The sequence below is a fragment of the Sphingomonas aerophila genome (assembly GCF_014199305.1).
Classification (GTDB): domain Bacteria; phylum Pseudomonadota; class Alphaproteobacteria; order Sphingomonadales; family Sphingomonadaceae; genus Sphingomonas; species Sphingomonas aerophila.
This window is the reverse complement of the sequence record NZ_JACIJK010000002.1, coordinates 147,534-171,913: the sequence shown is the minus strand read 5'-3', so window position 1 is coordinate 171,913 and position 24,380 is coordinate 147,534. Positions and strand designations below refer to the sequence as shown.

Here is a 24,380-nt window from a genome sequence, read left to right as displayed (position 1 = left end):
CCCGTAGTTCGGGGAAGACGCTGTAAGCGCCCGTCGCTGTCACAGGGGGGAGGACAGCGACAAGTGATCCTTAGAACCGAATTGTATCTCGATTGTGTCAGCCGGCCGGAAAATTGTGACCGTTCTCAGGCGGCCCTGAGAAGGGTCAGGCGCGCCTTGCCATGGACGCGCTCGGCATCGACCGCGAACCCCGCCGCCGTGACTGCCTCGTCGCGTGCGGTTTCGATGCTGATCCAGGTAGCGGGGCCGGTCCAGCCCAGCCGAGAAAGCTTGTCGAGCGCCACCGCGCCGGCGCTAGTGCCGTAAGGTGGATCCATCATCAGCAGGTCGAGCGGCTGCGGGGCGGGCCCCAGCGCCAGCACCGATCCGGCCCGTACATCGCCACGCACGCCAAAGGTCGCCAGGTTGGCGCGTAGAGCGTCCAGCGCGGCGCGGTCCTGCTCAACGAACAGGCACGAGGCCGCACCACGCGACAGGGCCTCGATCCCAAGCGCGCCCGAGCCCGCAAACAGATCAGCTACGGCCAGCCCCTCGAAACTGCCGAGGCGACTGGCAAGCATCGAAAACAATGCCTCTCGCGTACGATCGGCGGTGGGACGGGTCGCATCGCCACGCGGCGCGACCAGCGGACGCCCGCGCCATTGCCCGGCAATAACACGCATGGGCTAGCGACCCCGTGGCTTGCCGCCGCGAGGAGGGCGGGGGGGGTGGTCAGGACGCGCCGGGCGCGTGCCGCGCGGTTTTGACGCGCCGGGACGGTTCTCTCCAGCGCCGTGCGAACGCGTAGACGGCAGCGTGCGGTCGGCGCGACCGGGAGTTGAGGTGCGAGCAGGCCGATCCTCGCCGCCGCGCGCAGGGCGCGAAGGCTGGCCTGTGCGATTGGTCCTCCCGGGAGCCGCTGCTGCACGCGTGAAGCCGCCGCCGTCATTGCGCGACGGACGGTCAGGAGTTTCCTCACGTTCGCGTCGGCCTTGATGTCCAGCAGCGCCGCCGAAGTAAGCGCGATCGCCACCACGTCGCTGCCCCGCAGACGACGAACGTTCACGGTCCGGGCGGCCTGTCGAAGATGCTTCGGCCCGGGTGCGCGAGGCCGGCCGATCCGGTCGCTGTTCGGCAGTGGCGCGCTGCTCCGGGCGACGGCGTGCGGTGTTGGCCCGATCAGCCCCTCGGTCGTCCGTACGGGCCGCGCGGGTTGGCGATCGAGTGCTGCTGGTAGCGCCCGCCGAACGCTGGGTGCGCGCGGTTGGTCGCCGGCCGGGCGCTTCCGAGCGATCCTCCTGCTGGTCGGGCTCCGGCTCACGGCGCGCGGACTTCAGGTTTGCGGGCGCGATCGGCTCGGTCAACTGGGGGCGCTTACCTGCGAGTGCCTGACGAAAGGCGACAAGGTCGTGCTGGCGCACCTCGCCCAATTCGCCGGCGGGCAGGTCGCCGAGCACGAATGGGCCGTAGCGGGTGCGGATCAATCGTCCGACCTGCAGCCCCAAATGCTCCAGAACGCGTCGGACTTCCCGGTTCTTGCCCTCGGTCAGGGTCAGCTCGATCCACTGGTTAGCGCCGGTGCGCCGTTCCATGTTTGCGTCGATCTGGCCATAGCGCACGCCCTCGATCTCAATTCCGTGGATCAAATCTTCAAGCGCTGCCTGGCTCACCTGCCCATAGGCGCGGGCGCGATAGGTGCGCGGCACCCCAGTAGCGGGCAACTCCAATTCCCGCTTCAGCCCACCGTCGGTGGTGAGCAGCAGCAGTCCTTCGGTATTGAGGTCGAGCCGGCCAACCGGCACGACGCGGGGGAGGTCGGCAGGAAGCCGGTCATAGATGGTTGGCCGCCCGCGAGGATCATTCTCGGTGACCAGCAGCCCTACCGGCTTGTGGTACAGGAACAAGCGGGCGGGCGCTGCCGCCGCCACGAGTTGGCCATCGACGGCAACCCCGGCAAGCGACCGCAGAACGGTCGCGGGCGTGTCCACGGGCTCGCCGTTCAGGGTTACGCGACCTTCCGCGATCATGCGCTCCACCTCCCGGCGGGAGGCTACGCCGGCGCGGGCAAGCAGCTTGGCGATACGCTCGCCAGCGGGGGTGGCGCGTGCGGCGTCGGCGGGTTCGGCGCTGTTGGGCGCGGTGCGGCTCGACATGGGGCGGCCATAGCCCGGAAACTCCGGTCGGGGTGCAAATAATTTGCGTCTGGATCGGCTCCGAAACGTTAGGAACAAACGGCAGCCGCTCATGGCGGCCAGGGCAGGGCGGACGTTTTCATGATCTTCGCGCGTAAAAAGCGGCAGATCGCGCGACTCCTCGTCGTGGAGGATGAGCCGTTGGTCGCTTTCGACAACGAACACTTCCTCTCCGAGGCCAGCTTTGAGATCGTCGCAACGGTTGACCGCGTCGCGGACGCAGTGCGCGTGATCGAGGGTGAGGGGGAGGTCGACATGGTGCTGGTCGACGTTAATTTGGCGGACGGGTCAGGCGTGGATGTCGCCCGCGCCGCACATGCCCGGGGAATGGCGGTATTGTTCGTGACCGGCAACTTTCCTGACCATGCGTCGATCTATGCCGATGGCCTGCTCGCGAAGCCCTATGCCCAACGCGACCTGCTTCATGCGATTGCGGCGATCGAAGCGAAACGGGGTGGTCGGCCGGTGAAGAAGCTGCCCGGCGGCTTCCGCCTGTTCGAACGCGACGCCTGATCCGCCCCGACCGGGGCTGTCGTTCACGGCAATTGCCGCTAGGGTCGCCTCCGATCGGGTGGTGGAGGCAGAATGGCACGAGCAGCGGGAAACTGGGCGGGAGGGATCGCTCCTTACCTGGAACGTGCGCCCCTGGCCGCGCTGGCGCTCGGCATCTCCTCCGGCTTTCCTTATGCGATGATCGGCGCCACGCTGACGACCCGCTTGGCGGCGAGCGGCATCGACAAGAAGACGGTCACGGCGTTCAGCCTGGCGTTCCTGGTCTACAATTTGAAATGGCTATGGGCGTGGCTGGTCGACGGCGTGCGCCTGCCGATCATCGGGCACCTTGGCCAGCGCGTGTCCTGGCTTCTGGTGGCGGGCGTGCTGGTGATCGCCGCGGTCGCGAACTTGGCGCTGGTCGATCCCGCGGCCAGCATTGGCGCGACTGCAACGGCCGCAATCCTGGTTGGCGCGGCGGGTGCAACATATGACATCGTGATCGATGCCTATCGGATCGAGATACTGGAGCCGCGCCAACTCGGCGTCGGCTCGGGCATGAGCCAATATGGCTGGCGCATCGGCTCGGCCGGCGCGGGCGCGCTGGCGCTGGTCGTGGCCGAGCGAGCCGGCTGGAGCGCGGCCTATCTTGCCTGTGCCGCTTTTGCTTTGCCCGCGATGGTGGCGGGGCTGGTGCTGGGCGAGCCCGCTCGCCACCGCGATCCCGTGGCGCGGCGTCGCGTGGGTGAAGCGCTCGCGGCGGTGTGGGGGCCCTTTGTCCAGTTTTTCAGCCGTGAGGGTGCCTGGATCGTGCTCGCCTTTATCCTGATCCACAAAGTGGGCGATACGCTTGCCAACCTGACGTTCCGGCTGTTGTTCGACGACCTGGGCTTCACCGGGGACGAGATCGCCTTTTATGACGTGTTCATCGGATTCATTGCGTACCTGATCGGCATCTTCATTGGCGGCGTGCTGTATGCACGTTTCGGGATGAAGCGGTCGGTGCTGCTCGCGCTGGTGCTGATGGCGGTGTCTAACCTGTCGTTCGCCGGGCTGGCGGCGGCTGGCCACTCCAACATTGGCATGGCCGGCGCGATCGGGTTTGAGAACATCGCCAGCGGCTTTGGTGGCGTGGTGGTCATCGCCTACTTCTCGGCGCTCTGCGACCTGCGCTTCACTGCTGCCCAGTTCGCCCTGATCTCCGCCGCGGCAAGCATCGTCGGCCGGGTGGTCACCGGCACCACGGCGGGGGCGCTGATCGAGCGGTTTGGCTATGTCGACTTCTATCTGCTGACCACCGCGATCGCGTTGCCCGGCGTTGCCCTGTTCTGGTGGATGAGCCGAAGCGGACTGGTCGACCGGTCCATCGGCACCGCCGGAGCGATTGGTGAGGGAGATGTTCGGGACGGGTCTGCGAACCGGCGGGGCGACCCGATCAGCTAGGCCGGCCGCCGATCGGGCGGCCCTCGTCAGCGAAGGCGAGGGTCATAGCGGTCGCGCTGGCAAGAACGCCGTCCGCCCGGCGCCGGCCCATCAGATCGGCCAAGAGCAGGTGGGCGCGTGCGGGGTCAGCCTCTGCGCGTGACAGCACGCCGATCAAGGCAGCCTCCGCCGCCGTCATGCGCCTGCAGCAACATGGCGCAATGGCGATCGGGCCCGTCGCCGACGCCGACAGATCGGCCATGAACGCGCGAGTGCAGAGGAGGGGACGGCGGAACTGCTGCCCGAACCCGGCCAGCATCGCCTCGGCAGCATGGGCGTCGTCGAGGCCATGAGCGCCCATCCGCCGAACTGCGAACAGCGCCAGCGCCGCATTGGGGCACGCAGGCGCGAGCCTGGGGAGCGTGATGGCGAGTTGCAGGCTGGTCATGAACGCGACTCCGGCTGATCGCCAAACCTCGCCCCATGCGCTATTGATAGTCAATCGCAAAAGCGGCCCTAGTCGGGAGCCTCGTCATTGGCGGCGAGCACGGACCCTGCAAGGTACAGTGATCCGGCCACCAGAACGGGGCCGGGCCGCTCCACTCGTTGCAGCGCCGTGGCGACGTCTGGCGCGAAGGTCGCGGGAACTCCGAACTGCTCAGCCAGTTCGGCAAGCTTCGCGGGAACATGATGCTCGTGACCGGGTATCGGAACGGCGATCAGGCTATGAGCACCCGGAGCCAGGTGGCGCAGAACGCCTGCCGCGTCCTTGTTCGCGAGCATGCCCAGGATCAGGGTAACCGGCCGGCCCTGTGCGATGGTGCGCAGGGCGCGCGCGACCGGCGCAGCTGCCGACGGATTGTGTGCCCCGTCTAGCCACAACTCTGAGCCGGTGGGTAACAGACGCACTAGCGGACCTTCGGAAAGACGCTGCATTCGTGCGGGCCAGCTTGCCCAATCCGCCGCGGCCCGTAGCGCGGCCTCGGGCACCGAGAGCGCGCCCTGATGCCGCAGCATCGCAACCGCAAGCGCCAGGTTGCGGGACTGGTGAGCCCCGACCAGACGGGGCCGGCGTGTCACGACGGCAAACCCCGCGTCGTGATACCGCATTGTCGTCCGGGCGGTTTCGCTGAACCAGGCGGAGCCGCGCGCCAATACCGGCGCGCTCACAGCAGCCGCGATCTCGGCAATGCGCGCTGTGACCGGTGCAGGATAATCCATCGTCACAACCGGCACGTTGGGCTTGGCGATCCCGGCTTTCTCGGCCGCGATGTCGGTCAGCCGTGTGCCGAGGAATTGCTGGTGGTCGTAGCCGAGCGCGGCAATGCCGGTCACGGCGGGGACGACGAGGTTCGTAGCGTCCAGCCGGCCACCCAGCCCCACCTCCACGATCGTGGCCGCGGCGGGAGTGCGGGCGAACGCCAAAAACGCGGCTGCTGTCGTCACCTCGAAGAAACTGGCGTCGATACCGTCCGCATGGTCGAGCACTTCGGCCAGCAGGGCGGCAAGCAGTTCATCCTCGATCAGTTGCCCAGCCAGCCTGATCCGCTCGTTGAAACGGACGAGATGCGGGCTCGAATAGACGTGCACTGAATGACCTGCGGCCTCGATCGCGGCGCGAAGGAAAGCGCAGGTCGACCCCTTCCCGTTGGTCCCAGCAACATGGAACACCGGCGGCATGCTGAGATGCGGGTCGCCCAACCGCGCCAGCAGGCGCGCGATCCGGTCGAGCCCCAGCGTGTCGACACCCGGCGACAAGCGAGCAAGCCGATCCAGTTGCGCCTGCACGGCGGGATGCGTGGAGATGGCGTGGTCGGGCATGATCGCCCCGGGGGGGGTCAGGCCGCCTTGGACGCGGTGAGATAGCCGATCACCGTCGCCAGCCGCTCGCGCATCTCGCTGCGATGGACGACCATGTCCAGCATGCCGTGTTCCAACAGATATTCGGAGCGCTGGAAGCCTTCGGGCAGCTTTTCACGGATGGTCTGCTCGATAACGCGCTGCCCAGCGAAGCCGATCAGCGCATTGGGCTCGGCAATCTGTACGTCGCCCAGCATCGCATAACTCGCGGTGACGCCGCCGGTGGTGGGGTCAGTCATCACGACCACATAGGGCAGCCCGGCATCGTGCAGCATCTGGATCGCAACGGTGGAGCGCGGCATCTGCATCAGCGACAGGATGCCCTCCTGCATGCGTGCGCCCCCGGCTGCGGTGAAGATGACATAAGGGCAGCCGAGGCGGATCGCTTCCTCGACGCCGCGAACGAAAGCCTCGCCGACGGCGAGACCCATGGATCCGCCCATGAAGCCGAAATCCTGCACGCCCAGCACGACCGGATGGCCCAGGATGGTGCCGCGCGCATTCACCAGCGCGTCGCGTTCACCGTTATCGGCGCGCGCCGTCTTGAGCCGATCCGTATACCGCTTTGTATCCCTGAACTTCAGCGGGTCCTGCGGCACCTCGGGCGGGGGGAGTTCGGCGCACGATCCTTCGTCCAGCGTGAAGCGGATGCGCAGCTTAGGCCCGATCCGCTCGTGGTGATCGCACCGAGGGCAGACGTGGAGGTTCTCCTCCAACTCCTTGGTGAAAACCATCTGCCCGCACCCCTTGCACTTGTGCCAGAGGTTTTCGTCCGTTTGCGGCTTCTTGCCACCGAACGACAATGCGTTGCGGACGGAGTTGAGCCAGGTCATGCTGGAACCTTTCGAGCAGAAGCAATGGCTTCCGACAAGCTGCTGACATAGGACTGGACGTGCTCGGGGGCGTTGATGCCGTGCCGCTCGATCAGTTCGACGATGGCGGAACCCACGACAACGCCGTCGGCAACGCGCGCAATGGCGGCGGCCTGTTCGGGCGTACGAACGCCAAAGCCGACCGCGACCGGAAGGGCAGTTGACGCTTTCAGCCGGGAAACGGCATCCTCGATCGACGCCTGCGCGGCCTGTTGCAGGCCTGTGATCCCGGCGACCGAGACATAGTAAAGGAAGCCATCCGCGCCGTTCAGCACCTGAGGCAAGCGTGCTGAGTCGGTCGTGGGAGTGGCAAGTCGTATCGAGGCGACGCCGCGACTGCGCAGAGCCGGGCCAAGTGCGTCGTCCTCCTCGGGCGGGATGTCGACGCAGATGATGCCGTCGACGCCGGCGTCAGCGACCGCCAGCCCGAACCAGTCCGGACCACGGCGCAGCATGGGATTGGCATAGCCCATCAGGACAAGGGGAACATGCGGGTGCCGCGCCCGAAAATCGCGTGCGAGCAACAGGATGCCGGCGGTTGTTGTGCCCGCGGCGAGGCTGCGAATGTTTGCTGCCTGGATTGCAGGACCGTCCGCCATCGGGTCCGTGAAGGGCATGCCGAGTTCGATGACATCCGCACCGCCCCCAACAAGGGCGTCGAGCAAAGCGGCTGTATCGCCGTCGCCAGCCGTGATGAAGGCGACCAGGGCGGGCCGGTCTGGACGGAAGGCACCGGAAAGGCGGCTCAAGACCGGACCCCCCGCCGATGGACTCCGGTCACGGCGCCGCCTGCAAAGCCAGACGCAGCCCGCTTGACCAAGCGGGCAGTCATATCGCTACCCCGAGTGCGTGGGCGACCGTAAAGATGTCCTTGTCGCCCCGGCCGCATAGATTGGCCAGGATCACCTGATCATGCCGCATCTCCCGCGCCTTACGGGCAACCGCTGCGATGGCATGAGAGGGCTCAAGGGCCGGAATGATCCCCTCGGTACGACACAATAGCTGGAAAGCGTCGAGCGCTTCGGTGTCGGTCACCGCCGTATATTCGACGCGGCCGATGTCCTTCAGCCAGGCATGCTCCGGGCCGATGCCCGGGTAGTCGAGGCCAGCGCTGATCGAGTGCGCTTCCGTGATCTGCCCGTCGTCGTCTTGCAGCAGATAGGTCTTGTTGCCGTGGAGAACGCCGGGTGATCCGCCCGCAAGCGAAGCGGCATGACGCTTGTCGAGCCCTTCGCCAGCGGCCTCGACCCCCAGCATGGCCACCTCGGCATCGTCCAGGAAAGGATGGAACAGGCCGATCGCGTTCGAGCCGCCGCCGATGGCGGCAACCAGCAGGTCAGGCAGTCGGCCGGTTCGCGACAGCATTTGCTCACGCGCCTCGCGGCCGATCACCGACTGAAAGTCGCGGACGAGTTCCGGATAAGGGTGCGGGCCAGCAGCAGTGCCGATGATGTAGAAAGTGTCGTGGACGTTGGCGACCCAGTCGCGCATGCCCTCGTTCATCGCGTCCTTCAGGGTGTGAGCACCGCTCGTCACCGGCCGCACTTCTGCGCCAAGCAGCTTCATCCGGAACACGTTGGGCTGCTGGCGCTCGACGTCCTTGGCACCCATGTAGATGACGCAAGGCAGGCCAAAGCGCGCGCATACGGTGGCGGTTGCTACACCATGCTGGCCGGCGCCGGTCTCCGCGATGATCCGGGTCTTGCCCATGCGCCGGGCAAGCAGGATCTGGCCGATGCAGTTGTTGATCTTGTGCGCGCCAGTGTGGTTCAGCTCGTCACGCTTGAACCAGACCTCGGCACCCATGCCGTCCGGCGCGGACGCGCGCAGCGCTTCGGTGAGCCGTTCCGCATAGTAGAGCGGGCTCGGGCGACCGACATAATGTTCGAGCAGGTCGTCAAACTCGGCCTGGAACGCCGGATCAGCCTTAGCCGCGCGGTATTCGCGGTCGAGGTCGAGGACCAGCGGCATCAGCGTCTCGGCGACATACCGACCGCCATAGTCACCGAAATGGCCGCGTTCATCGGGCAGCGTACGGAAGGAGTTTGGGACGTTCATCGCGCGCTCGCCTGAAGGAAGGCGGCAATCTTGTCCACATCCTTAACGCCGGGCGCGCTCTCCACGCCCGAGGACACGTCAACGAGCGTGGCGCCCGTACGGCGGATTGCCTCTGCAACATTGGCCGAATCAAGCCCGCCCGACATGGCCCAGGGGAGTGGGTGCGACACTCCGTCAAGCAGCGCCCAGTCGAAGCGCACCCCCATGCCACCGGGCAGCGTGGCACCTTCGGGTGTCTTGGCGTCATACAGGATGCGATCTGCCGCACCAGCGAGCGAGCGGGCGGCGCCCAAATCCGCGCGCGTCTTGATCGGCACCGCGGCCCAGGTTTCTAGACCAGTGCGACCGCGCAAGGCTGCGACGCGGGCGGGAGCGGTTCGGTGAAGCTGGATGGCGTCCAGCCGGCCCACCGCGATCGCAGCATCGATCAGCGCGTCGTCCGGATCGACGAATACTCCGACGCGGGCGACCCGCGGCGGGACGCGGGCGGCCAACCCCGCAGTCAAATCGAACGACAGATTGCGCGGTGAAGGGGCAAAGAACACGAAGCCGACATGGCTGGCGCCACCCGCTATCGCCGCGTCGAGCGTCGCGGCGGTGGACAGGCCGCATATCTTGGTTTGAACGGGCATGATGGGCAGGTGGCGGGCGAGGCCCTCTTCGTCAAGAAAGCATCAGGCGGCCAACAGGTTCAGGGCATTGCCAGACTTGCGAGCTCCCGGATCGAAAGGCCGTAAACATGGCAGATATGATCGCGCAGCGCGTGCTTGGCCGCCGCCATCTCCTCATAGGCGCGCTCCTCTTCAGCCTCGGCGGCGAGGTTGACGGTGAACGCGTCGGGCACGAGCGCCTCCCAAGTGCGGTTATGTACGCGGGCGGCGGCGCGAACCGACTCGACCAATTCCCGAGCTTCGTTGAGATCCTGGATCAGCATGGCCCGACAACGCGCGAACGGCGTGTCGGTGGCGTGCTTACAGGGATCGGGCGATCGCGCGTGCGGCCGCGGCGGGATCGCTGGCTTCGGTAATCGGGCGGCCGATGACCAACACGCTGGCACCCGCGGCGAGCGCGGCGGCCGGGGTCACCGCCCGTTTCTGATCCCCGAGCGCGGTGTCGGCCGGGCGCAGGCCCGGGACGACCAAGGTTGCGTCGGGCCAGGATAGGCGCGCCGAGGCAACCTCCTCGCCCGAACAAACAATGCCGTCGACACCGGCCACCCGCGCCAGCGCGGAAAGGCGGAGGACATGATCACCGGGGGTGCCCATCACGCCTGTGTCGGCCAGGTCGCCGGCATCAAGGCTGGTCAGCATTGTTACGGCGATCACGCGCGTTGACGCCGGCGCAGCCGCTCGGGCCGCAGCCAGCATCGCCCGTCCACCTGCGGCGTGAACGGTAAGCAGCGCGGGGGCCAGCGGCGCAAGGGCGGCCACCGCCTTGCCGACGGTATTGGGAATGTCGTGGAGCTTGAGATCGAGGAAGATCGGCAATCCCCTCCCGGCAAGCTGGGCAACGCCGCCAGCACCATGGGCGGCGAAGAACTCGAGGCCCAGCTTCAGTCCACCCACATGATGCGCGACGGCGGCCGCGAGCGCCTGCGCCTGGGCGAGATCAGGAGTGTCGATCGCGACAAAGACGGGGTTCATGCGGGGTCGGGCGGCACGTCCGGCGTTGCCGGCGTAACGTGGAGGGGCGCGATCGCCGGCTCATGTGCGACGATGACCGGAGCAGGCGGGGAAAGGGCAGCTTGGGCCTGAGCCAATGCCCCTTCAGTGGCGGCGAGACGCTGTCGCAGCCGCCACCGACGCCAGCTGCTTCCGACCAATGCCGGCACGAGCCCGGCCAGGAACGTGATCAGAAGTAGCAAGGGCAGGTTGATATCGGCGATCAGCCCGCTCCACAGCCGCACAGGCACCGTGTTCCAATTGCCATAGGTGAACAGGGCGGCGACAAAGGCGAGCAGGCACCAGAACAGGATTTTCAGGAACTGCATCTGTCCTCCGGCAAGTGGGAGGGGGATAGCTCGACATTACCGGGTTGCCTAGGGGGCGAGCGCGCCGCCCATTTAGCCGATTTCCGCCCGGAGTTGCTTGAACAGGTGCGGGATCGCCGACAACCGGCCTTGTTCCTCGTCCAGAATGGCCAGAAACGCCGCCCGTTTCAGCGCCGTGACGCGGCCCGGTTTCCGCGCGACGTTGGCCGGCAGGGTGGACACGACGATGTCGACCAGCCGGTCTGCCCCATGAAGGCGACCCCAAAGATAGTCGTTTTCGCGATAAGCCCGGCTGAAGAACGCGCCAAAGCTGCCGAACTGGATGCCTTTCAGTGTGGCGGCTGCGCCCCCCCTACGGATGGCGACCGCGTCATCGGGAGAGATACGGTCGACAAGGATCGGATCGAACTCGTCCAGCCCTTCGCCCTGGAGCAGGGGCAGCGTCGCGACATCGTAGAACGGAAACCCGAGATAGGTCAGCAGCAACGCACGCCGCGCCATTCGGTCGATCCCGGCAAGCCCTTCGGCAAGTCGGTTGTCGGTTTCTGCGTCCAAGCGTTGCAGCGCGAGTGTCGCCGCAAGCTGATCCACGGCTGCTCCGGCATCATCTTGGGCGGCCCGCGCCTGGCTGCGAAGCTCTGCCAGCGAGGGCGTGCGTTGCAGGTCGAGATAATTTGCGAGCGCGCCGTAGATCGCTTCGCGCGCCGGGGCTAGCGCGGTCGCGTCGTTGTTCTCCATTTCGAGATCGGCGAGACGCCGGGCGAGCAGCCGCAGCCGTCGCAACCGGTAGCCAAGATCGAGCTGGCGCAGAAAGTCGATCTCGGCTGCTCCGCCCCCACCATAACCTCGCTCGATTGCAAGCTTCGCCACCGCGCCGCGCATGTCGGGCAGCCTGACTTCCTGACCTGCAGCCAGGTGCAACAATCGCGTGATCGCGTCGACCACATGGGCGTGTTTCAAGTGGCGATAAGCCGAATAGGCATAGCCTGCCTGCGCGATCGCGCCCTCCAGCGCACGTTTGCGCCAGGATGCAAGCCTGGCCGGGGTAGGCCGGTCGAGAAACAGGGTGCGGCCGAACAGCCGATCGATCTGAGCTTCCACCTCTGGCCGAACCGCCGACAGGACATCACGCATCCGGTCGATCCGGGCCGAGCGGTCGGACAGGGTTTCAAGGTTGTCACGGATTGGCTGCTGCCGGGGAAGTTCGCTGATTGCACCCAGGATGGTCTGGAAGAACCCCGGGTTCTCCCCCGTGCCTCGAAGGCCCAACTTGATGCCTGGCGACGGGTCCACATACACGAAGCGCCGGTCAACCTGTCGCCGCGCAGGGCGCTCGGCGAGCGCTTCGATTGCTGGGCGGAAGGGTGCGTTCGCCAGCACGGACCCGTCGATCAGCGACACCTTGTCCACGGCGTTCGCCGCCGTTGCCCGCGGCAGTACGCGGGAAAGAAAGGCGTCGCGTCCCGGCCATTCGGCGTGCCGCTCCTCGAGAACCCCGTCAAGCTCACGCACTTGAAACGGCGGAAAGGCACCGGGGAAGCTGGACGTCGCCCGCGCGGCAAAGGCGAGCTCTGCCGGGTCGGCGAGCGTGTCCGTGCCGTCGCCTGCATCCGAGAAGCCGACCACGACACGGTGTTCGGTTTCGACCACCTCAGCGGGTGAGTTCAGGCGGAGCCGCTCCGGATGGCCCGAAAAGTCCGTCACGGTCACGAACAGGTCCAGGGGCTGACCCGGCGGCAGCAGCCTGGGGCCGCGCGGGCCGGCCTTCATCGCGCCAAGCGCGTCCAGCAACAGTCGAAGCAGCGCTGCCCCGCCAAATGGCGGTTCGAACCAGCGGGAGCGCACGAAATGGGACAGCTTGGCCCGCACTTCGGCCTGGGTCGTTTCATCAAGGGCTTCGACACTGGGCGCGCTCCGCCCGGCGGCAAGCCAGGCGAGGGGCAGTGCCCATGCCTTCGAGTAGCGTGACGCCGGCGCCGCGTCGGGGTCAATCAGCTGCTCCACATCGGCCGCTTGCAGCCACAGGTCGGTCAGGGGGTCGAGCGACTGGCCGGTGGCTATCGCTTGCCCCAGAAAGATGCCGTTGATGCCGCCCGCACTGGCGCCGGCGATGATGTCCGCCAGAACACGAAGACGCGTCTGCCCCTGTTCCTGCAACTCGGCCAAGAGCTCGCGATACACGGCCGCCGTGGCGCCGATCGCCTGGTCATCGTCGTAGAAGGCCTGGCTGGCGCGGGCAAGGTGCCATACCTCCTTGGTGATGCCATGCATATAGACCGCAAGGCTGATCCCGCCGTAGCAGACCAGCGCGAGCCGCAGTTCCTTTTCACGCATCAGGCCGGCCCGATCACCGCCCAGATCGGCAGGTGATCGGACGCCCGCCGCGATGTGGCGCTAGCGTGCACCCCGCAATCCAGAACACGAAGGTCGCGTGACACCATGATGCGGTCGAGGCGTCCGATCGGCCGGCGGGCATGGAAGCTAGGACCCGTTTCGGCAAAGCGAAACTCCCGGGCGAAGTCCCGCAAACAGCCAGACCCTGCAGTCCAGTCGTTCAGGTCACCCATCATGACCGTGGGCCGTCGCACTGTCTTGTCCGACACATGGGCCAGGATGGTGGCTGCCTGACGGCGGCGCCATAATCCCGACAGGTCCAGATGCATGCCCACAATTCGAAGCGCTTGCTCGCCATCCTGCAGGTCGGCCATCACCGCGCCGCGCGGCTCGAGTGCGGGCAAGTGGATCGGCTCGCACCCGACGACCCTGGCACGCTTGCGGATCAGAATCGCATTGCCATGCCAGCCCATGCTGCCGGGGCGCATGCCGAACTGGACTGATTTCCAGTCGCTCCGCTCGTCAAGAAGGTGGTCGGGGATCACGCAATGGCGCTGCCCGAAGCGTCGATCCGCTTCCTGTAGTGCCACGACGTCGGCGTCGATCTCCGCCAGCACGTCCAGGATCCGTTCGGGACTCCGCCGTCGATCGGCACCTATCCCCTTGCGAATATTGTAGCTCGCGACTTTTATCATTCCGCAAGCGCAACGCCCCGAGCACGCCGGGGTTGCAGTCGGTACGTCGGTTCGTCCGCAAATGAATCAGAAGTGTAGGCCAGGGAGAACGGCATTCGTGCCATCGGGGCTGACCCCGGAAGGTGGTGCCGAGTGCAGGAATCGAACCCGCGACCTTCGGTTTACAAAACCGCTGCTCTACCAGCTGAGCTAACCCGGCGCCTGGATGCTCCCTGCCTCACACAATGCCGAACGTCCAGCCTTCGGTGATGGCCAGCATGGGGGTAAGTGCGGGCGGAGACCACAAATTTGCGTCATTACCGACGATGCTGAGCCAGACGGCGGCAAGAAGCGCGTCGGCCTGATGGTCGTCCAGTCGGGCGAGGGGCGAGTGAGCGGGGCTGCCAAGCGCCGCCAGTGCGGCGTCGAGGGCGACTGCGTCGCGTAGCTTGCTGCGGCCCGGCTGTATGCCCGCGGCGCGCGCCGCCAGCGTGGTATAGATCTCGACCATGACCGACCCGGGGGCTGGAAGCTGATCCATAGGCCACACGGAAAGGTGCCCAGACAGGCGATGAAGGACCCGCATACCGGTCAGGCTCGCCTTGCCGACCTGTGCCGCGCCGACAAGGTTGAGGTTGCTGACCGGGCTCAACCCCGCCGCACGCTGGTGCTCCTCCGTGACGCGGAGGCGTCCTCGGCCGGGCGGGAACAGATCGCCAGCGCGCCCGCCTGGCCGGCGCAGGTGCCGGGCGACTTCTGGATGATCGACGAAGCGGTTGGCAGCGAGGTGCGGTTCGTCCGCGGCGATCCGATCGACCAACGCCCAGAGCGCACGCGCATCTGCAGGGCTTTCCGCCCAGCCCGGGAAGTAGGCGCCCTGATCGTGGAAGGGCAGGGCAGCGCCAAGATCCATCCCGACCAGCGTATCGGTGGGCAGGTCGGTGAGCAGCCAGTGCAGTACCTCAGCTCGCGACCAGATGTGACCCGGACGGACTAGCTGCGGCGCTTCCCCTGCGCCCGACACAAGCGCGACGGCGATGCCGCGCTGCCGCTCTCCAACCGCGCCCGACCAGTCGATTGCGGCGAAATGCCGGAACCTGCGCGGGGAGGTACGGCTAGTCGCGCTCACCGTGCCGCCGCTCATCCCACCAGGCCAGGCGTTCGGCGATGCGCTTCTCGAAGCCGCGCTCCGTGGGCTCGTAGAAGCGCTGTGGCGTCATGCCGTCCGGCCAATAGTCAGCGCCCGAAAAGGCGTTCGGCGCGTCGTGGTCATAGGCGTAACCTTCGCCATAGCCGAGGTCGCGCATCAGCCGCGTCGGGGCACCCAGGATGTGCTTGGGCGGGCTCAGCGAGCCACTCTCCTTGGCGCTCGCCCAGGCGGCCTTTTGCGCCATGTAAACCGCATTCGATTTGGGCGCGGTCGCGAGGTACAAACAAGCCTGCGCGATCGCGAGTTCGCCCTCGGGCGAGCCCAGGAAGTCATAGGCTTCCTTGGCTGCGATGCACTGAGCCAGCGCTTGCGGATCGGCGAGGCCGATGTCCTCCACCGCGGCGCGGGTTAGCCGCCGCAGCACGTAGAGCGGTTCCTCGCCCGCCGTCAGCATGCGGGCAAGGTAGTAGAGCGCGGCCTGAGGATCCGATCCCCGGATGGATTTGTGAAGCGCCGAGATGACGCCATAATGGCCTTCGCGATCCTTGTCGTAGATCGCGACGCGGCGCTGAAGCAGGGCCGAGAGCTCGGCCGGGTCGAGCGGCGCGTCGGGCGCGACGGAGAACAGCGTTTCGACCTGATTGAGCAGGAAGCGGCCGTCGCCATCGGCCGCCGCGACCAGCGCCTCACGCGCGGGTTGAGTCAGGGGAAGCGGGCGACCCTCCGCCGCCTCGGCTCGGGTCAGCAGTTCGTCCAGGGCTTTGGCGCCCAGGCGGTGCAACACCAGCACCTGTGCGCGGCTGAGCAGTGCGGCGTTGAGTTCAAAGGACGGGTTCTCGGTCGTGGCGCCGACCAGCACCACCGTTCCGTCCTCGACATAAGGGAGGAAGCCGTCCTGCTGCGCGCGGTTGAAGCGATGGATCTCATCCACGAACAGCAGGGTGCGCTGGCCCGCGCGGGCGCGATCCCGTGCTTCGGCGAATACTTTTTTCAGGTCAGCGACGCCAGAGAAGACCGCGGAAATCGCGACAAAGCGCAAGCCCACCGCATCGGCAAGGAGGCGGGCGATAGTGGTCTTGCCGGTGCCCGGCGGCCCCCACAGGATAAGCGAGGACAGGCGGCCAGCGGCGACCATGCGGCCGATCGCGCCGGCAGGGCCGGTCAGGTGCTCCTGCCCGATCACCTCGTCGAGCGCGCGCGGCCGAAGACGCTCCGCAAGGGGCGCGTCGAGATCGAAAGCGGCTGGGGTGGGCGGGTCGGGTTCCAGCCCGGCGAACAGGTCGGCCATGGACCCGTTCTAGGCGGTTGAGTGGATCGCGTCACCTCCAGGCAGACTGGGTCAAAACATATCTTGAGGTGTCTTGCGACTCAGGCGATCTAGATATATCTTGGCTGTATCGTGAAACACAGGAGATAGACGATGCGCATTCATTTGGGTGATGATCGCGGACGGGGTTGCGGCCCTCGTGGGCGCGGCTGGAGCTTTGACCCGTTCGCCTTCAGCTTCGACATGGGTGGTCAGCGCCAGGAGCGGGGTCGGGGACGCCGCCAGTTCGATGGTGGAGAATTGCGGCTTATCCTGCTGCAGCTGATCTCAGAGGAGACGCGGCACGGTTATGAGCTGATCCGGTCCATCGAGGAGATGACGGGCGGCAGCTATGCGCCGAGCCCTGGTGTCGTGTACCCGACGCTGACGATGCTCGACGAGATGGGTCTGGTGGACGAGCAGCAATCCGACGACACCAAGAAGCGCTTTGCCGTGACGGAGGCGGGCCGCTCTCATCTTGCGGATCGGCGCGACGAGGTCGATGCCTTGATGGCGAAGCTGCGTGACATGGGAGCGGCTCAGCGAGAGCAAGGCGGCTCGCCCGTGTGGCGCGCGATGCGCAACCTGGGCGTGGCCATCCGCCACAGGGTCGCGGCGGGCGACATCACGTCGGAAACGGTGCACGAAGTCGCGGAACTGATCGACGAGCTCGCTCGGAAGATTGAGCGGTTGCGCTAAGCTATGTGTCGCGTGGGGGTAATCTGCTCCCGCGCGACAAGCCGTGCGGAGTCGGGTTGACCTGACGCGGTGACCGGAACAAAACACGAACGTTCGTCATTACGAGTCGTGCCGTGTCCGAGTCTCCGCCCACCATTGCCGCTTTGCGCGAAGCGTTGCGAGCCATTGAGGGCGACGCGCGGGAGCATCCGGTGCTGCCGTTCGGGGTAGGCGAGCTTGACGAACGGCTGGCCGATGGCGGGGTTAGGCTGGACGCGCTGCATGAGGCATCGTCCTGCGGATCCGGATGGGGCGATGATGCTGCGGCGGTTCTGTTCGTCGCCGGGATCGCAGCGCGAACGAGGGGCGATGTTCTATGGGTCGTGCGTTCCCGCGACCTGTTCGCGCCGGGGCTCTACCAGGCAGGGCTGGACCCCTCCCGCGTAATCTATGCCGAGGCCCGCGACGATGCGGAGCTGTTGGCGCTGGTGGAAGAGGGTTTGCGCCATCGCGGACTGGGCGCGGTGGTGGGAGAAGCGCGGCGTGTGCAAATGGCGCAGGCGCGGCGGCTGCAACTGGCGGCGGAGGGCGGCAGCACACCGGCGCTGCTGCTTCGGCGGCCCGCGCGGGGCGGCGGTGACCCGCTGGATACCCCATCAGCGGCGGTGACCCGTTGGCGGGTAGCGCATGCGCCCTCCGCCCCTGTGCCCTGGGAAGGGCTGGGCAGGGCGCATTGGCGTGTCGAGTGCGTCCGCCAGCGTGGCGGCGATCCGTTTCAACTTACCGTGGAGGGCTCCGATGAAGCGGGTCGCCTCGCTCTACCTGCCGCACTGGTCGATCGACCGGCTGCGCAGGATCGAGCGCCGGCGCGCGCCGTCGGCTGAGGCCGACGCGAGCGCCGCCCTTGATGCGCTGGGCGCCGATGCGGCGGCAGAGCGCGCTCAGCATTGTTCAGTGCCCAACGAGGGCGGCTGGCGCCCTGGCGCACGTTGGGCACGAAGCGACCCCGATGTGGGTGGCAGCGCGCTGGCCGACTCGCGCCGGGAGGTGGAGGCCGCGATCGAGGCGCTGCCCAACCATCGCCGTCCGCCCCAGCGCGAGTTGGGCCGCACCAGCCAGGCAGCGGACAACCCCTTTGCCACAGGGCCGGCCAGAAAGGGCCTGTCACGGCCGCCAGAGGAGCGCGTAGCGGCGCCAGCGCCCCTGCGTGAAATGGCCAGGCGTACCGAAGCCGCCGAACCGCTGTTCAGGCCGGGCACCCGCGGCTGGCACGGCGAGGACCTGCAATCGGCCGTGAGCGCGCTGCCCGTTCACCAGCGCCCATCGATGCAGGAGCTGTCGCGAAAGAGCGAGGTGGTCGACAACCCGTTCCGCCCGGCCCCGGCCGATGAGGTAGGTGCGAGCCTTCGCCGGTATGCGGCCATGCCGTCGCTTCAGTTCCCGGGCGAGGATGCTCCGGCCAAGGCAGGGCGTGGTGCCGCGTTGCAAGGCGAAACCAGGCGTGATCGCTATCGCAACGAAGCGCCGGCTGCGCCCCTGTCGCTTGCCCGTGCAGCTGCCATGCCGCCGGTGCACGGCCCGGGCGAGGATGTGGTGGTACGCCGCGCCATGCGCACACCGCGCCGGTCCGCGCGGGACGGCCATGGCGGGGAAGCGGGTTATGTCACGCCGCCCAGCCTGGCTCAGCTGGCCGCCATGCCCGCTGTCCAGTTTCCGGGCGAGGGGCCGCATCCCGACAATCACGGGCGCAGCGCGCCTACCGCGCCGACCTATGGCCAGGGGCGCTTCTTTCAAACCGGCCGTACGCTGGCTAGCGTGGTGTCACGCGTGTGCCGTGACGACGAACTCAGCACCGCGGCGCCAGCGGACGCAGCGGAAGCGCCGATGGTGACCACGGCACGAACGGGATCGCGCGTGGAGGTGGTTGCCGCCAATGCCACCGCCCGTGCGCTCGGGATCGGGCCCGGCACCGCGCTGACCATGGCGCGTGCTCAGGTGCCCGACCTGGAGGTGCGAACGGCGGATCCGGATGGCGATGCAGCGGACCTGCACTCGCTCGCCGAACTGCTGGCGCGGCGTTGGGCTCCCACCGTGTCGATCTGTGGCACCGATGGCCTGTTCATCGACCTGACCGGTGTCGCGCACCTGCATGGCGGTGAAGCGCGCTTCGCACGGCGGCTGGTCCGCCTGCTCGCCCGTCATGGCGTCACCGCGCGAGTAGCGGTGGCGGACAGCGCGGGGGCGGCCTGGGCACTGGCGCGGTTCGGTTATGCCGAGCCGGTGCAGGTGCTGGGGGCCGGTATGCAGGCAGCGGCGCTGGCGAGCATGCCGGTGGCTGCGCTGCGACTGGAGGCACCCGCGCTCGAGCTGCTGGCGAGGCTGGGCGTCGATACCATCGGGCAGCTGGCGGCTATGCCGCGTGCACCGCTGGTGCGCCGGTTCGGCCGTGTCATCGCCGATCGGCTGGACCAGGCAATCGGCCGCCTGCCCGAGCCGCTGGACCCGGTCATCCCGCCGACGCGGGTGTCGGTGGAACAGCGCTTTGCGGAACCGATCGCGACACCGGAGGCGATCGAGCACTGGTTGCGTGAATTGATGGCCCGACTGGCGATCGAACTCGCCCAGGCCGGGCAGGGCGCGCGTGTCGTGGAGATGGTGGCAGCGCGCGTGGACGGGGTTCCGCAGCGTATGCGGCTCGGCTTTGCGCGCCCGACCAGGGACGCGGGGCACATGCTGCGCCTGACGCTCCGGCGGATGGAGGAGATCGAGCCTGGCTATGGCATCGATGCTATCACGCTGCTGGTTCACCGCGCCGATCCGCTGGGGCCGGAGTCACTGGCACCGGCACTGGCGGACGAGGCCGCGGGGGATCTTGCGCCGCTGATCGACGCACTCGCGAACCGGATCGGCGCCGACCGGCTGTGGCGCGTGGCCCCCGTCGACAGCGACGTGCCGGAGCGTTCCTGCACCAGGGCTTTGCCACTGGAGGCGCCCCGTGCGCAGGCGCGCGCGCTGAAGGCAGATGACGTTCGGCGGCTGGACGGACGCAGTCAGGACCACCCCTGGCACCCGCGCTGGCCCAGGCCCGTGTGGCTGCTGCGCCGGCCCGAGCGGATCGACCATGTCGTGGCGGGTCTGCCCGACCAGCCACCCCGCCGCTTTACCTGGCGGGGCGAAACGCATCGCGTGATCCGGGCAGAGGGGCCGGAGCGCGTGGCGGGCGAATGGTGGCGCCGTAGCCCCGAGCGGCTGGCGGTGCGCGATTATTTCCGGGTGGAAGACGAGGGCGGCCAGCGTTTCTGGCTGTTCCGCCGCGGCGACGGCATGCGCGCGGAAACGGGCGACCTCAGCTGGTTCCTGCACGGGCTCGGCAATTGACGGTGGGACGTTCCCGGTGACCTATAGCGAGCTGCAGGTGTCCACCCACTTCTGCTTTCTGCGCGGCGTGTCGTCGTGTGAGGAGCTGTTCGCGACCGCGTCCACCATGGGCATGCCGGCACTGGGCATCACCGACCGCAATTCGGTTGCCGGCATCATGCGATCGCTGGTCGCCGCCGAGGAGGTGTCGCACCAGCACGCGCCCATCCGCCTGGTCACTGGGTGCCGGCTTGACCTTGTGTCCGGCGCGTCAGTCCTGGTCTGGCCGGAGGACCTGGACGCGTGGAGCCGGCTGACGCGGCTGCTGACGATCGGCAAGGCGCGCGCGCGGCCGCAGCATGGCGAAAAGGGACGATGCTTCCTGCATTGGGAGGATCTGGCCGCGCATGCCGATGGCCTGGTCGCATCGCTGGTGCCGGACACTGACGGGTGTGTCGAGGAGCAGTTGCGCTGGATGGCGGACCTGTTCGGGCGGGATCGCGGCCATGTCTGCCTGACACAGAGCCGACGCCCGGACGATGCGCGCCGGCTGCACCAGGCGGCGGGAGACGCGGCGCGCTATGGCCTGACGCCACTCGTCACGGGCGACGTGCTCTACCACGAACCGGACCGCCGCCTGTTGCAGGACGTGGTGACTGCGATCCGGGAAAAGTGCACGGTCGACGACCTTGGCCTGAAGCGCGAACGCTCCGCCGATCGCTGCCTGCAACCCCCGCACGAGATGGCCCGTCGCTTCGGCCGCTATCCTCAAGCGCTGGCCGCGGTGGAGGCTATCGTGGAGCGTTGCAGCTTTTCACCTCGCAACCTGCGCGACCAGTACCTCTATCCCGAAGAAGCGGTGATGGCCGGGCAAACGCCGCAACAGGCGTTGGAAAAGCTGTCCTCCCGCGCGCTGGAGCAGCGCTTCAGCGGCAACCCGCCGGTCGTGTACCGCGAGCTGCTGGCCAAGGAGCTGGGGCTGGTAGCGAAGCTCAACTACGCGGCGTACTTCCTGACCGTCCATTCGATCGTGGAGTTCGCACGCAGCCAGGAGATCCTGTGCCAGGGGCGTGGCTCCGCCGCCAATTCGGTGATCTGCTTCGTCCTTGGCATCACCTCGATCGATCCGGTCGTGCACCAACTGCTGTTCGAGCGATTTCTGTCCGAGAACCGCGCAGAGCCGCCCGACATCGACATCGATTTCGAGCATGAACGGCGCGAGGAAGTGATCCAATGGATCTATGAAACCTATGGCCATGAACATGCCGCGCTGACCGCGGTGGTCAGCCGCTTTCGCGCGCGGGGCGCCGTGCGGGAAGTCGGCAAGGCGCTTGGCCTGCCCGAAGACATGACGGCAGCGCTCGCCGGACAGGTATGGGGCTGGTCGGAGGAGGGCGTCGCCGACCGGCACGTCGACGCGCTCAACCTCGACCGCGGCGACCCGCGCCTGGCGCTGACGCTGGAACTGGCGCGCGAGCTGATCGGCACGCCCCGCCACCTGTCGCAGCATCCCGGCGGTTTCGTGCTCACCCGCGATCGCCTGGACCGGCTGGTGCCGATCGAGCCTGCCTCCATGACCGACCGACGCGTGGTGGAATGGGAAAAGGAGGACATCGAGGAAGCGGGGATGATGAAGGTCGATATCCTCGGCTTGGGTATGCTCGGCTGCATGCGGCGGGCCTTTAACCTGCTCGCGCTGCACAAGGACGTGCACCTGACGCTGGATCATGAGGCGTTGCAGGTCGACGATCCCCAGACCTTTGCCATGATCCAGCGCGCCGACACGCTGGGCGTCTTCCAGATAGAAAGCCGCGCGCAGATGGCGATGCTGCCACGGATGCGGCCCGAAACCTTCTACGACATTGCCATCCAGGTCGCGATCGTCCGCCCCGGTCCAATCCAGGGCGACATGGTGCACCCGTATCTGAGGCGGCGCGAGCAGAAGCGGCGTAATCCGGACATTGAGTTCGACTATCCCAGCCCTGCGCTGAAGGCGGTGCTGGCCAAAACCTATGGCGTGCCCTTGTTCCAGGAACAGGCGATGAAGGTCGCAATCGAGGGCGCAGGCTTCACGCCCGCCCGCGCCGATGAACTACGCAAGGCCATGGCGACGTTCAAATACACGCAAGGGGTTGGGCAGTTCAAAGCGGAGCTGATCGAGGGCATGGCCGAGAGGGGGATCGGCCCCGAGTTCGCCGAGCGGCTGGTCAAGCAGATCGAGGGGTTTGGCTCCTATGGCTTCCCCGAAAGCCATGCGGCGAGCTTTGCCAAGATCGCCTATGCCTCGTCCTGGATGAAGTGCCATCATCCCGACGTGTTCTGCGCGGCGTTGCTCAATGCGCAGCCGATGGGCTTCTATGCCCCCGCACAGATCGTCCGCGATGCGCGCGAGCATGGCGTCAGGGTGCAGCCGGTCTGCGTGGTCGAGAGCGATTGGGACACGCGGCTGGTAGGAGAGGGTGGCGGCAAAAACGGCCAACTGCCACTCAGGCTGGGGCTGCGCATCGTGCACGGTGTCGCCGTGATCGATGCCGTTCGCATCCTGACGGCGCGGGAAGTGGCGCCGTTCACATCGGTTGAGGACATGTGGCGGCGGTCGGGCGTGCCGCTCGCGACGCTGGAGAAGCTCGCCAAGGCCGATGCTTTCCGCGCGCTGGGGCTGGACCGGCGTCAGGCGCTATGGGCGATCCGCGGCTTGGGCGAAACGCCGCTGCCGTTGCTGGAGGCTGCCGAGCGGCGCGAGGAGCCGGTGTCGCTGGTGGCACTCACGGCAGGGCGGGAAGTGGTCGAAGACTATCGCGCGACCCAGCTGACGCTGCGCCAGCATCCCTTGTTCTTCCTGCGCGGCGAGCTGGCGCGGCAGCGGGTGATTACCTGCGCTGCGCTGCGCGACACACGCGACGGGCGTCGTGTCGAGGTCGCGGGCATCATCCTGGTCCGCCAGAAGCCTGGCAGCGCGAAGGGCGTTCTGTTCATCACGGTCGAGGATGAGACCGGCGTCGCCAACATCATCCTGTGGCCCGATCGGTTTGAGGCCCAGCGCACAACCGTGATGTCCTCCGCGATGATCAGCGTGACGGGCGTGGTGCAGCGCGAGGGAGAAGTGATCCACGTCATCGCGGATCGCATCCATGACCGCACGGCCATGCTGCGCGAGGTCGGTGAAATCGACATGCCGCGCCTAACCAGCCCCGGCGACGGCGCCACCCACGCCGGCTCACCCGACCGCGGTGAGACGGGATGGAAGCCCAAGCCACGCAGCCTCTACCATCCACCCTTTCGCACCGGGTGCGACCCGGAGGAGGTGATCCCGATCCGCAGCCACGACTTCCACTGAACCGGACCTGCCGCCGCGACCCGGCCACCGTACCGACCTTTTCGCCCGCACAAGATGAGACTTCATGGTCGGACAACCCAAGCACCTGTCGGATCTGGCCCGGATCGAGGCGGACGTGCGGATCACCTGCCGCGAGTGCGGCTTCGAAGAGGACTGGCAGCGCGACGCCTTTGCCCGGCATCTGTTCGCGTTGGGCGCGAGCCAGGTCTGGTCGGAGATCACCCGTGCCTTGCGATGTCGGCGCTTTGGCTGTGGTTCAACGAACCTGCGCGCCGCGGCGGTCCCCTTTGCCCGCCGCGCAGCCAATATGCCCAGGCGGGTCGGCCGGCTGGACGCTCACCTGCTCGACACGGCGATGAAGGTGCTGGAGCAGGCGGTTCACACTTCTCGGGGGCGGGCGGTCGCCACCCTGGAACTGCGGCTCGCGCTGCTTGTGGTGTACCGATACTCGCATGATCGCGACGGCGTTCGCCATTTCTGGCAACGCGCTTCCGCCGCTGACCGGACGGTGGACGACGGTTTGGTCGAGCCACTACGCTCGATTCGTCATCGCCTGGTGCAGGCCGGATGGCTGGCGCCTGCGATCCTGGTCGATGTTCCCCGCACCTGGCCCTGGAACTCGCCCCCGCCGTCCGGATGGCTGGTGGCCGAAGAGGATGGCTAGCCAGTCGCACCACCC

Annotated in this window: 22 protein-coding genes and 1 tRNA gene; 7 read left to right on the top strand and 16 right to left on the bottom strand. The window is 67.3% G+C overall.

Annotated elements, in window-relative coordinates:
• Positions 1 to 125 precede the first annotated feature (125 nt).
• Both rsmD and FHS94_RS03560 read right to left on the bottom strand, forming a co-directional pair.
• Positions 126 to 662 carry a 16S rRNA (guanine(966)-N(2))-methyltransferase RsmD gene (gene rsmD, locus FHS94_RS03565; RefSeq protein ID WP_184054744.1) on the bottom strand — a complete coding sequence of 179 codons (537 nt, stop codon included), beginning with the start codon at positions 660 to 662 and terminating at the stop codon, positions 126 to 128.
• A gap of 3 nt (positions 663 to 665) precedes the next feature.
• Positions 666 to 2,132 carry a pseudouridine synthase gene (locus FHS94_RS03560; protein WP_246348337.1) on the bottom strand — a complete coding sequence of 489 codons (1,467 nt, stop codon included), beginning with the start codon at positions 2,130 to 2,132 and terminating at the stop codon, positions 666 to 668.
• Between the two features lie 120 nt (positions 2,133 to 2,252).
• On the opposite strand from FHS94_RS03560, the gene FHS94_RS03555 reads away from it, so the two are divergent.
• A complete protein-coding gene (locus FHS94_RS03555; RefSeq protein WP_184054740.1) occupies positions 2,253 to 2,684 on the top strand; it encodes a response regulator in 432 nt (143 codons plus the stop codon).
• A 72-nt stretch (positions 2,685 to 2,756) separates the two neighbouring features.
• On the top strand, positions 2,757 to 4,106 hold the full coding sequence (locus tag FHS94_RS03550) for an AmpG family muropeptide MFS transporter (RefSeq protein WP_184054738.1): 1,350 nt from the start codon (positions 2,757 to 2,759) through the stop codon (positions 4,104 to 4,106).
• Here FHS94_RS03550 and FHS94_RS03545 read toward each other — a convergent pair.
• From FHS94_RS03545 to FHS94_RS03480, 14 genes are all read right to left on the bottom strand, one after another.
• Positions 4,099 to 4,533: a DUF6628 family protein gene (locus FHS94_RS03545; protein ID WP_184054736.1), complete on the bottom strand. Its 435-nt coding sequence runs from the start codon at positions 4,531 to 4,533 to the stop codon at positions 4,099 to 4,101. The genes FHS94_RS03550 and FHS94_RS03545 overlap by 8 nt on opposite strands.
• Positions 4,534 to 4,601: 68 nt before the next feature.
• Positions 4,602 to 5,906 carry a bifunctional folylpolyglutamate synthase/dihydrofolate synthase gene (locus tag FHS94_RS03540; protein ID WP_184054734.1) on the bottom strand — a complete coding sequence of 435 codons (1,305 nt, stop codon included), beginning with the start codon at positions 5,904 to 5,906 and terminating at the stop codon, positions 4,602 to 4,604.
• Between the two features lie 17 nt (positions 5,907 to 5,923).
• Positions 5,924 to 6,778: an acetyl-CoA carboxylase, carboxyltransferase subunit beta gene (accD, locus tag FHS94_RS03535; RefSeq protein WP_184054732.1), complete on the bottom strand. Its 855-nt coding sequence runs from the start codon at positions 6,776 to 6,778 to the stop codon at positions 5,924 to 5,926.
• Positions 6,775 to 7,566 carry a tryptophan synthase subunit alpha gene (gene trpA / locus FHS94_RS03530; RefSeq protein ID WP_184054730.1) on the bottom strand — a complete coding sequence of 264 codons (792 nt, stop codon included), beginning with the start codon at positions 7,564 to 7,566 and terminating at the stop codon, positions 6,775 to 6,777. Before trpA ends, accD begins: the two co-directional genes overlap by 4 nt.
• A gap of 79 nt (positions 7,567 to 7,645) precedes the next feature.
• Positions 7,646 to 8,875, bottom strand: coding sequence for a tryptophan synthase subunit beta (gene trpB / locus FHS94_RS03525; protein WP_184054728.1), 1,230 nt, complete (start codon positions 8,873 to 8,875; stop codon positions 7,646 to 7,648).
• The gene (locus FHS94_RS03520; protein ID WP_184054726.1) at positions 8,872 to 9,507 is read right to left on the bottom strand and encodes a phosphoribosylanthranilate isomerase; all 636 of its coding nucleotides are present in this window, start codon (positions 9,505 to 9,507) and stop codon (positions 8,872 to 8,874) included. Before FHS94_RS03520 ends, trpB begins: the two co-directional genes overlap by 4 nt.
• Positions 9,508 to 9,566: 59 nt before the next feature.
• Entirely contained in the window at positions 9,567 to 9,809 is a 243-nt protein-coding gene (locus FHS94_RS03515) for a hypothetical protein (RefSeq protein ID WP_184054725.1), read from the bottom strand.
• Positions 9,810 to 9,846: 37 nt separating this feature from the next.
• Positions 9,847 to 10,518, bottom strand: coding sequence for an orotidine-5'-phosphate decarboxylase (gene pyrF, locus FHS94_RS03510; RefSeq protein ID WP_184054723.1), 672 nt, complete (start codon positions 10,516 to 10,518; stop codon positions 9,847 to 9,849).
• Positions 10,515 to 10,865 carry a lipopolysaccharide assembly protein LapA domain-containing protein gene (locus FHS94_RS03505; protein ID WP_184054721.1) on the bottom strand — a complete coding sequence of 117 codons (351 nt, stop codon included), beginning with the start codon at positions 10,863 to 10,865 and terminating at the stop codon, positions 10,515 to 10,517. The genes pyrF and FHS94_RS03505 overlap by 4 nt, the downstream gene beginning before the upstream one ends.
• Positions 10,866 to 10,937: 72 nt before the next feature.
• Complete coding sequence (locus tag FHS94_RS03500) at positions 10,938 to 13,199, bottom strand: patatin-like protein (protein WP_184054719.1); 2,262 nt, start codon at positions 13,197 to 13,199, stop codon at positions 10,938 to 10,940.
• Complete coding sequence (locus FHS94_RS03495; RefSeq protein ID WP_184054717.1) at positions 13,199 to 13,894, bottom strand: endonuclease/exonuclease/phosphatase family protein; 696 nt, start codon at positions 13,892 to 13,894, stop codon at positions 13,199 to 13,201. The genes FHS94_RS03500 and FHS94_RS03495 overlap by 1 nt, the downstream gene beginning before the upstream one ends.
• A 123-nt stretch (positions 13,895 to 14,017) precedes the next feature.
• Positions 14,018 to 14,093, bottom strand: a tRNA-Thr gene (locus FHS94_RS03490).
• Positions 14,094 to 14,111: 18 nt separating this feature from the next.
• Positions 14,112 to 15,017, bottom strand: a complete 906-nt coding sequence (locus tag FHS94_RS03485; protein WP_184054715.1) for a hypothetical protein — start codon at positions 15,015 to 15,017, stop codon at positions 14,112 to 14,114.
• Entirely contained in the window at positions 14,989 to 16,311 is a 1,323-nt protein-coding gene (locus tag FHS94_RS03480; protein ID WP_184054713.1) for a replication-associated recombination protein A, read from the bottom strand. The genes FHS94_RS03485 and FHS94_RS03480 overlap by 29 nt, the downstream gene beginning before the upstream one ends.
• Before the next feature lie 132 nt (positions 16,312 to 16,443).
• Between FHS94_RS03480 and FHS94_RS03475 the strand changes: the two genes are divergently transcribed.
• The 5 genes from FHS94_RS03475 (at position 16,444) to FHS94_RS03455 (ending at position 24,365) form a co-directional block, all read left to right on the top strand.
• The gene (locus FHS94_RS03475; protein ID WP_184054711.1) at positions 16,444 to 17,028 is read left to right on the top strand and encodes a PadR family transcriptional regulator; all 585 of its coding nucleotides are present in this window, start codon (positions 16,444 to 16,446) and stop codon (positions 17,026 to 17,028) included.
• Between the two features lie 113 nt (positions 17,029 to 17,141).
• Entirely contained in the window at positions 17,142 to 17,891 is a 750-nt protein-coding gene (locus tag FHS94_RS03470) for an ImuA family protein (RefSeq protein WP_343055143.1), read from the top strand.
• Positions 17,806 to 20,385: a DUF6504 family protein gene (locus tag FHS94_RS19340; RefSeq protein ID WP_246348336.1), complete on the top strand. Its 2,580-nt coding sequence runs from the start codon at positions 17,806 to 17,808 to the stop codon at positions 20,383 to 20,385. Before FHS94_RS03470 ends, FHS94_RS19340 begins: the two co-directional genes overlap by 86 nt.
• Before the next feature lie 16 nt (positions 20,386 to 20,401).
• Positions 20,402 to 23,701, top strand: a complete 3,300-nt coding sequence (locus FHS94_RS03460) for an error-prone DNA polymerase (RefSeq protein ID WP_184054709.1) — start codon at positions 20,402 to 20,404, stop codon at positions 23,699 to 23,701.
• Positions 23,702 to 23,765: 64 nt separating this feature from the next.
• Positions 23,766 to 24,365 (top strand): hypothetical protein, encoded by a 600-nt coding sequence (locus tag FHS94_RS03455; protein ID WP_184054707.1) that lies wholly within the window; start codon positions 23,766 to 23,768, stop codon positions 24,363 to 24,365.
• Positions 24,366 to 24,380: the final 15 nt, after the last annotated feature.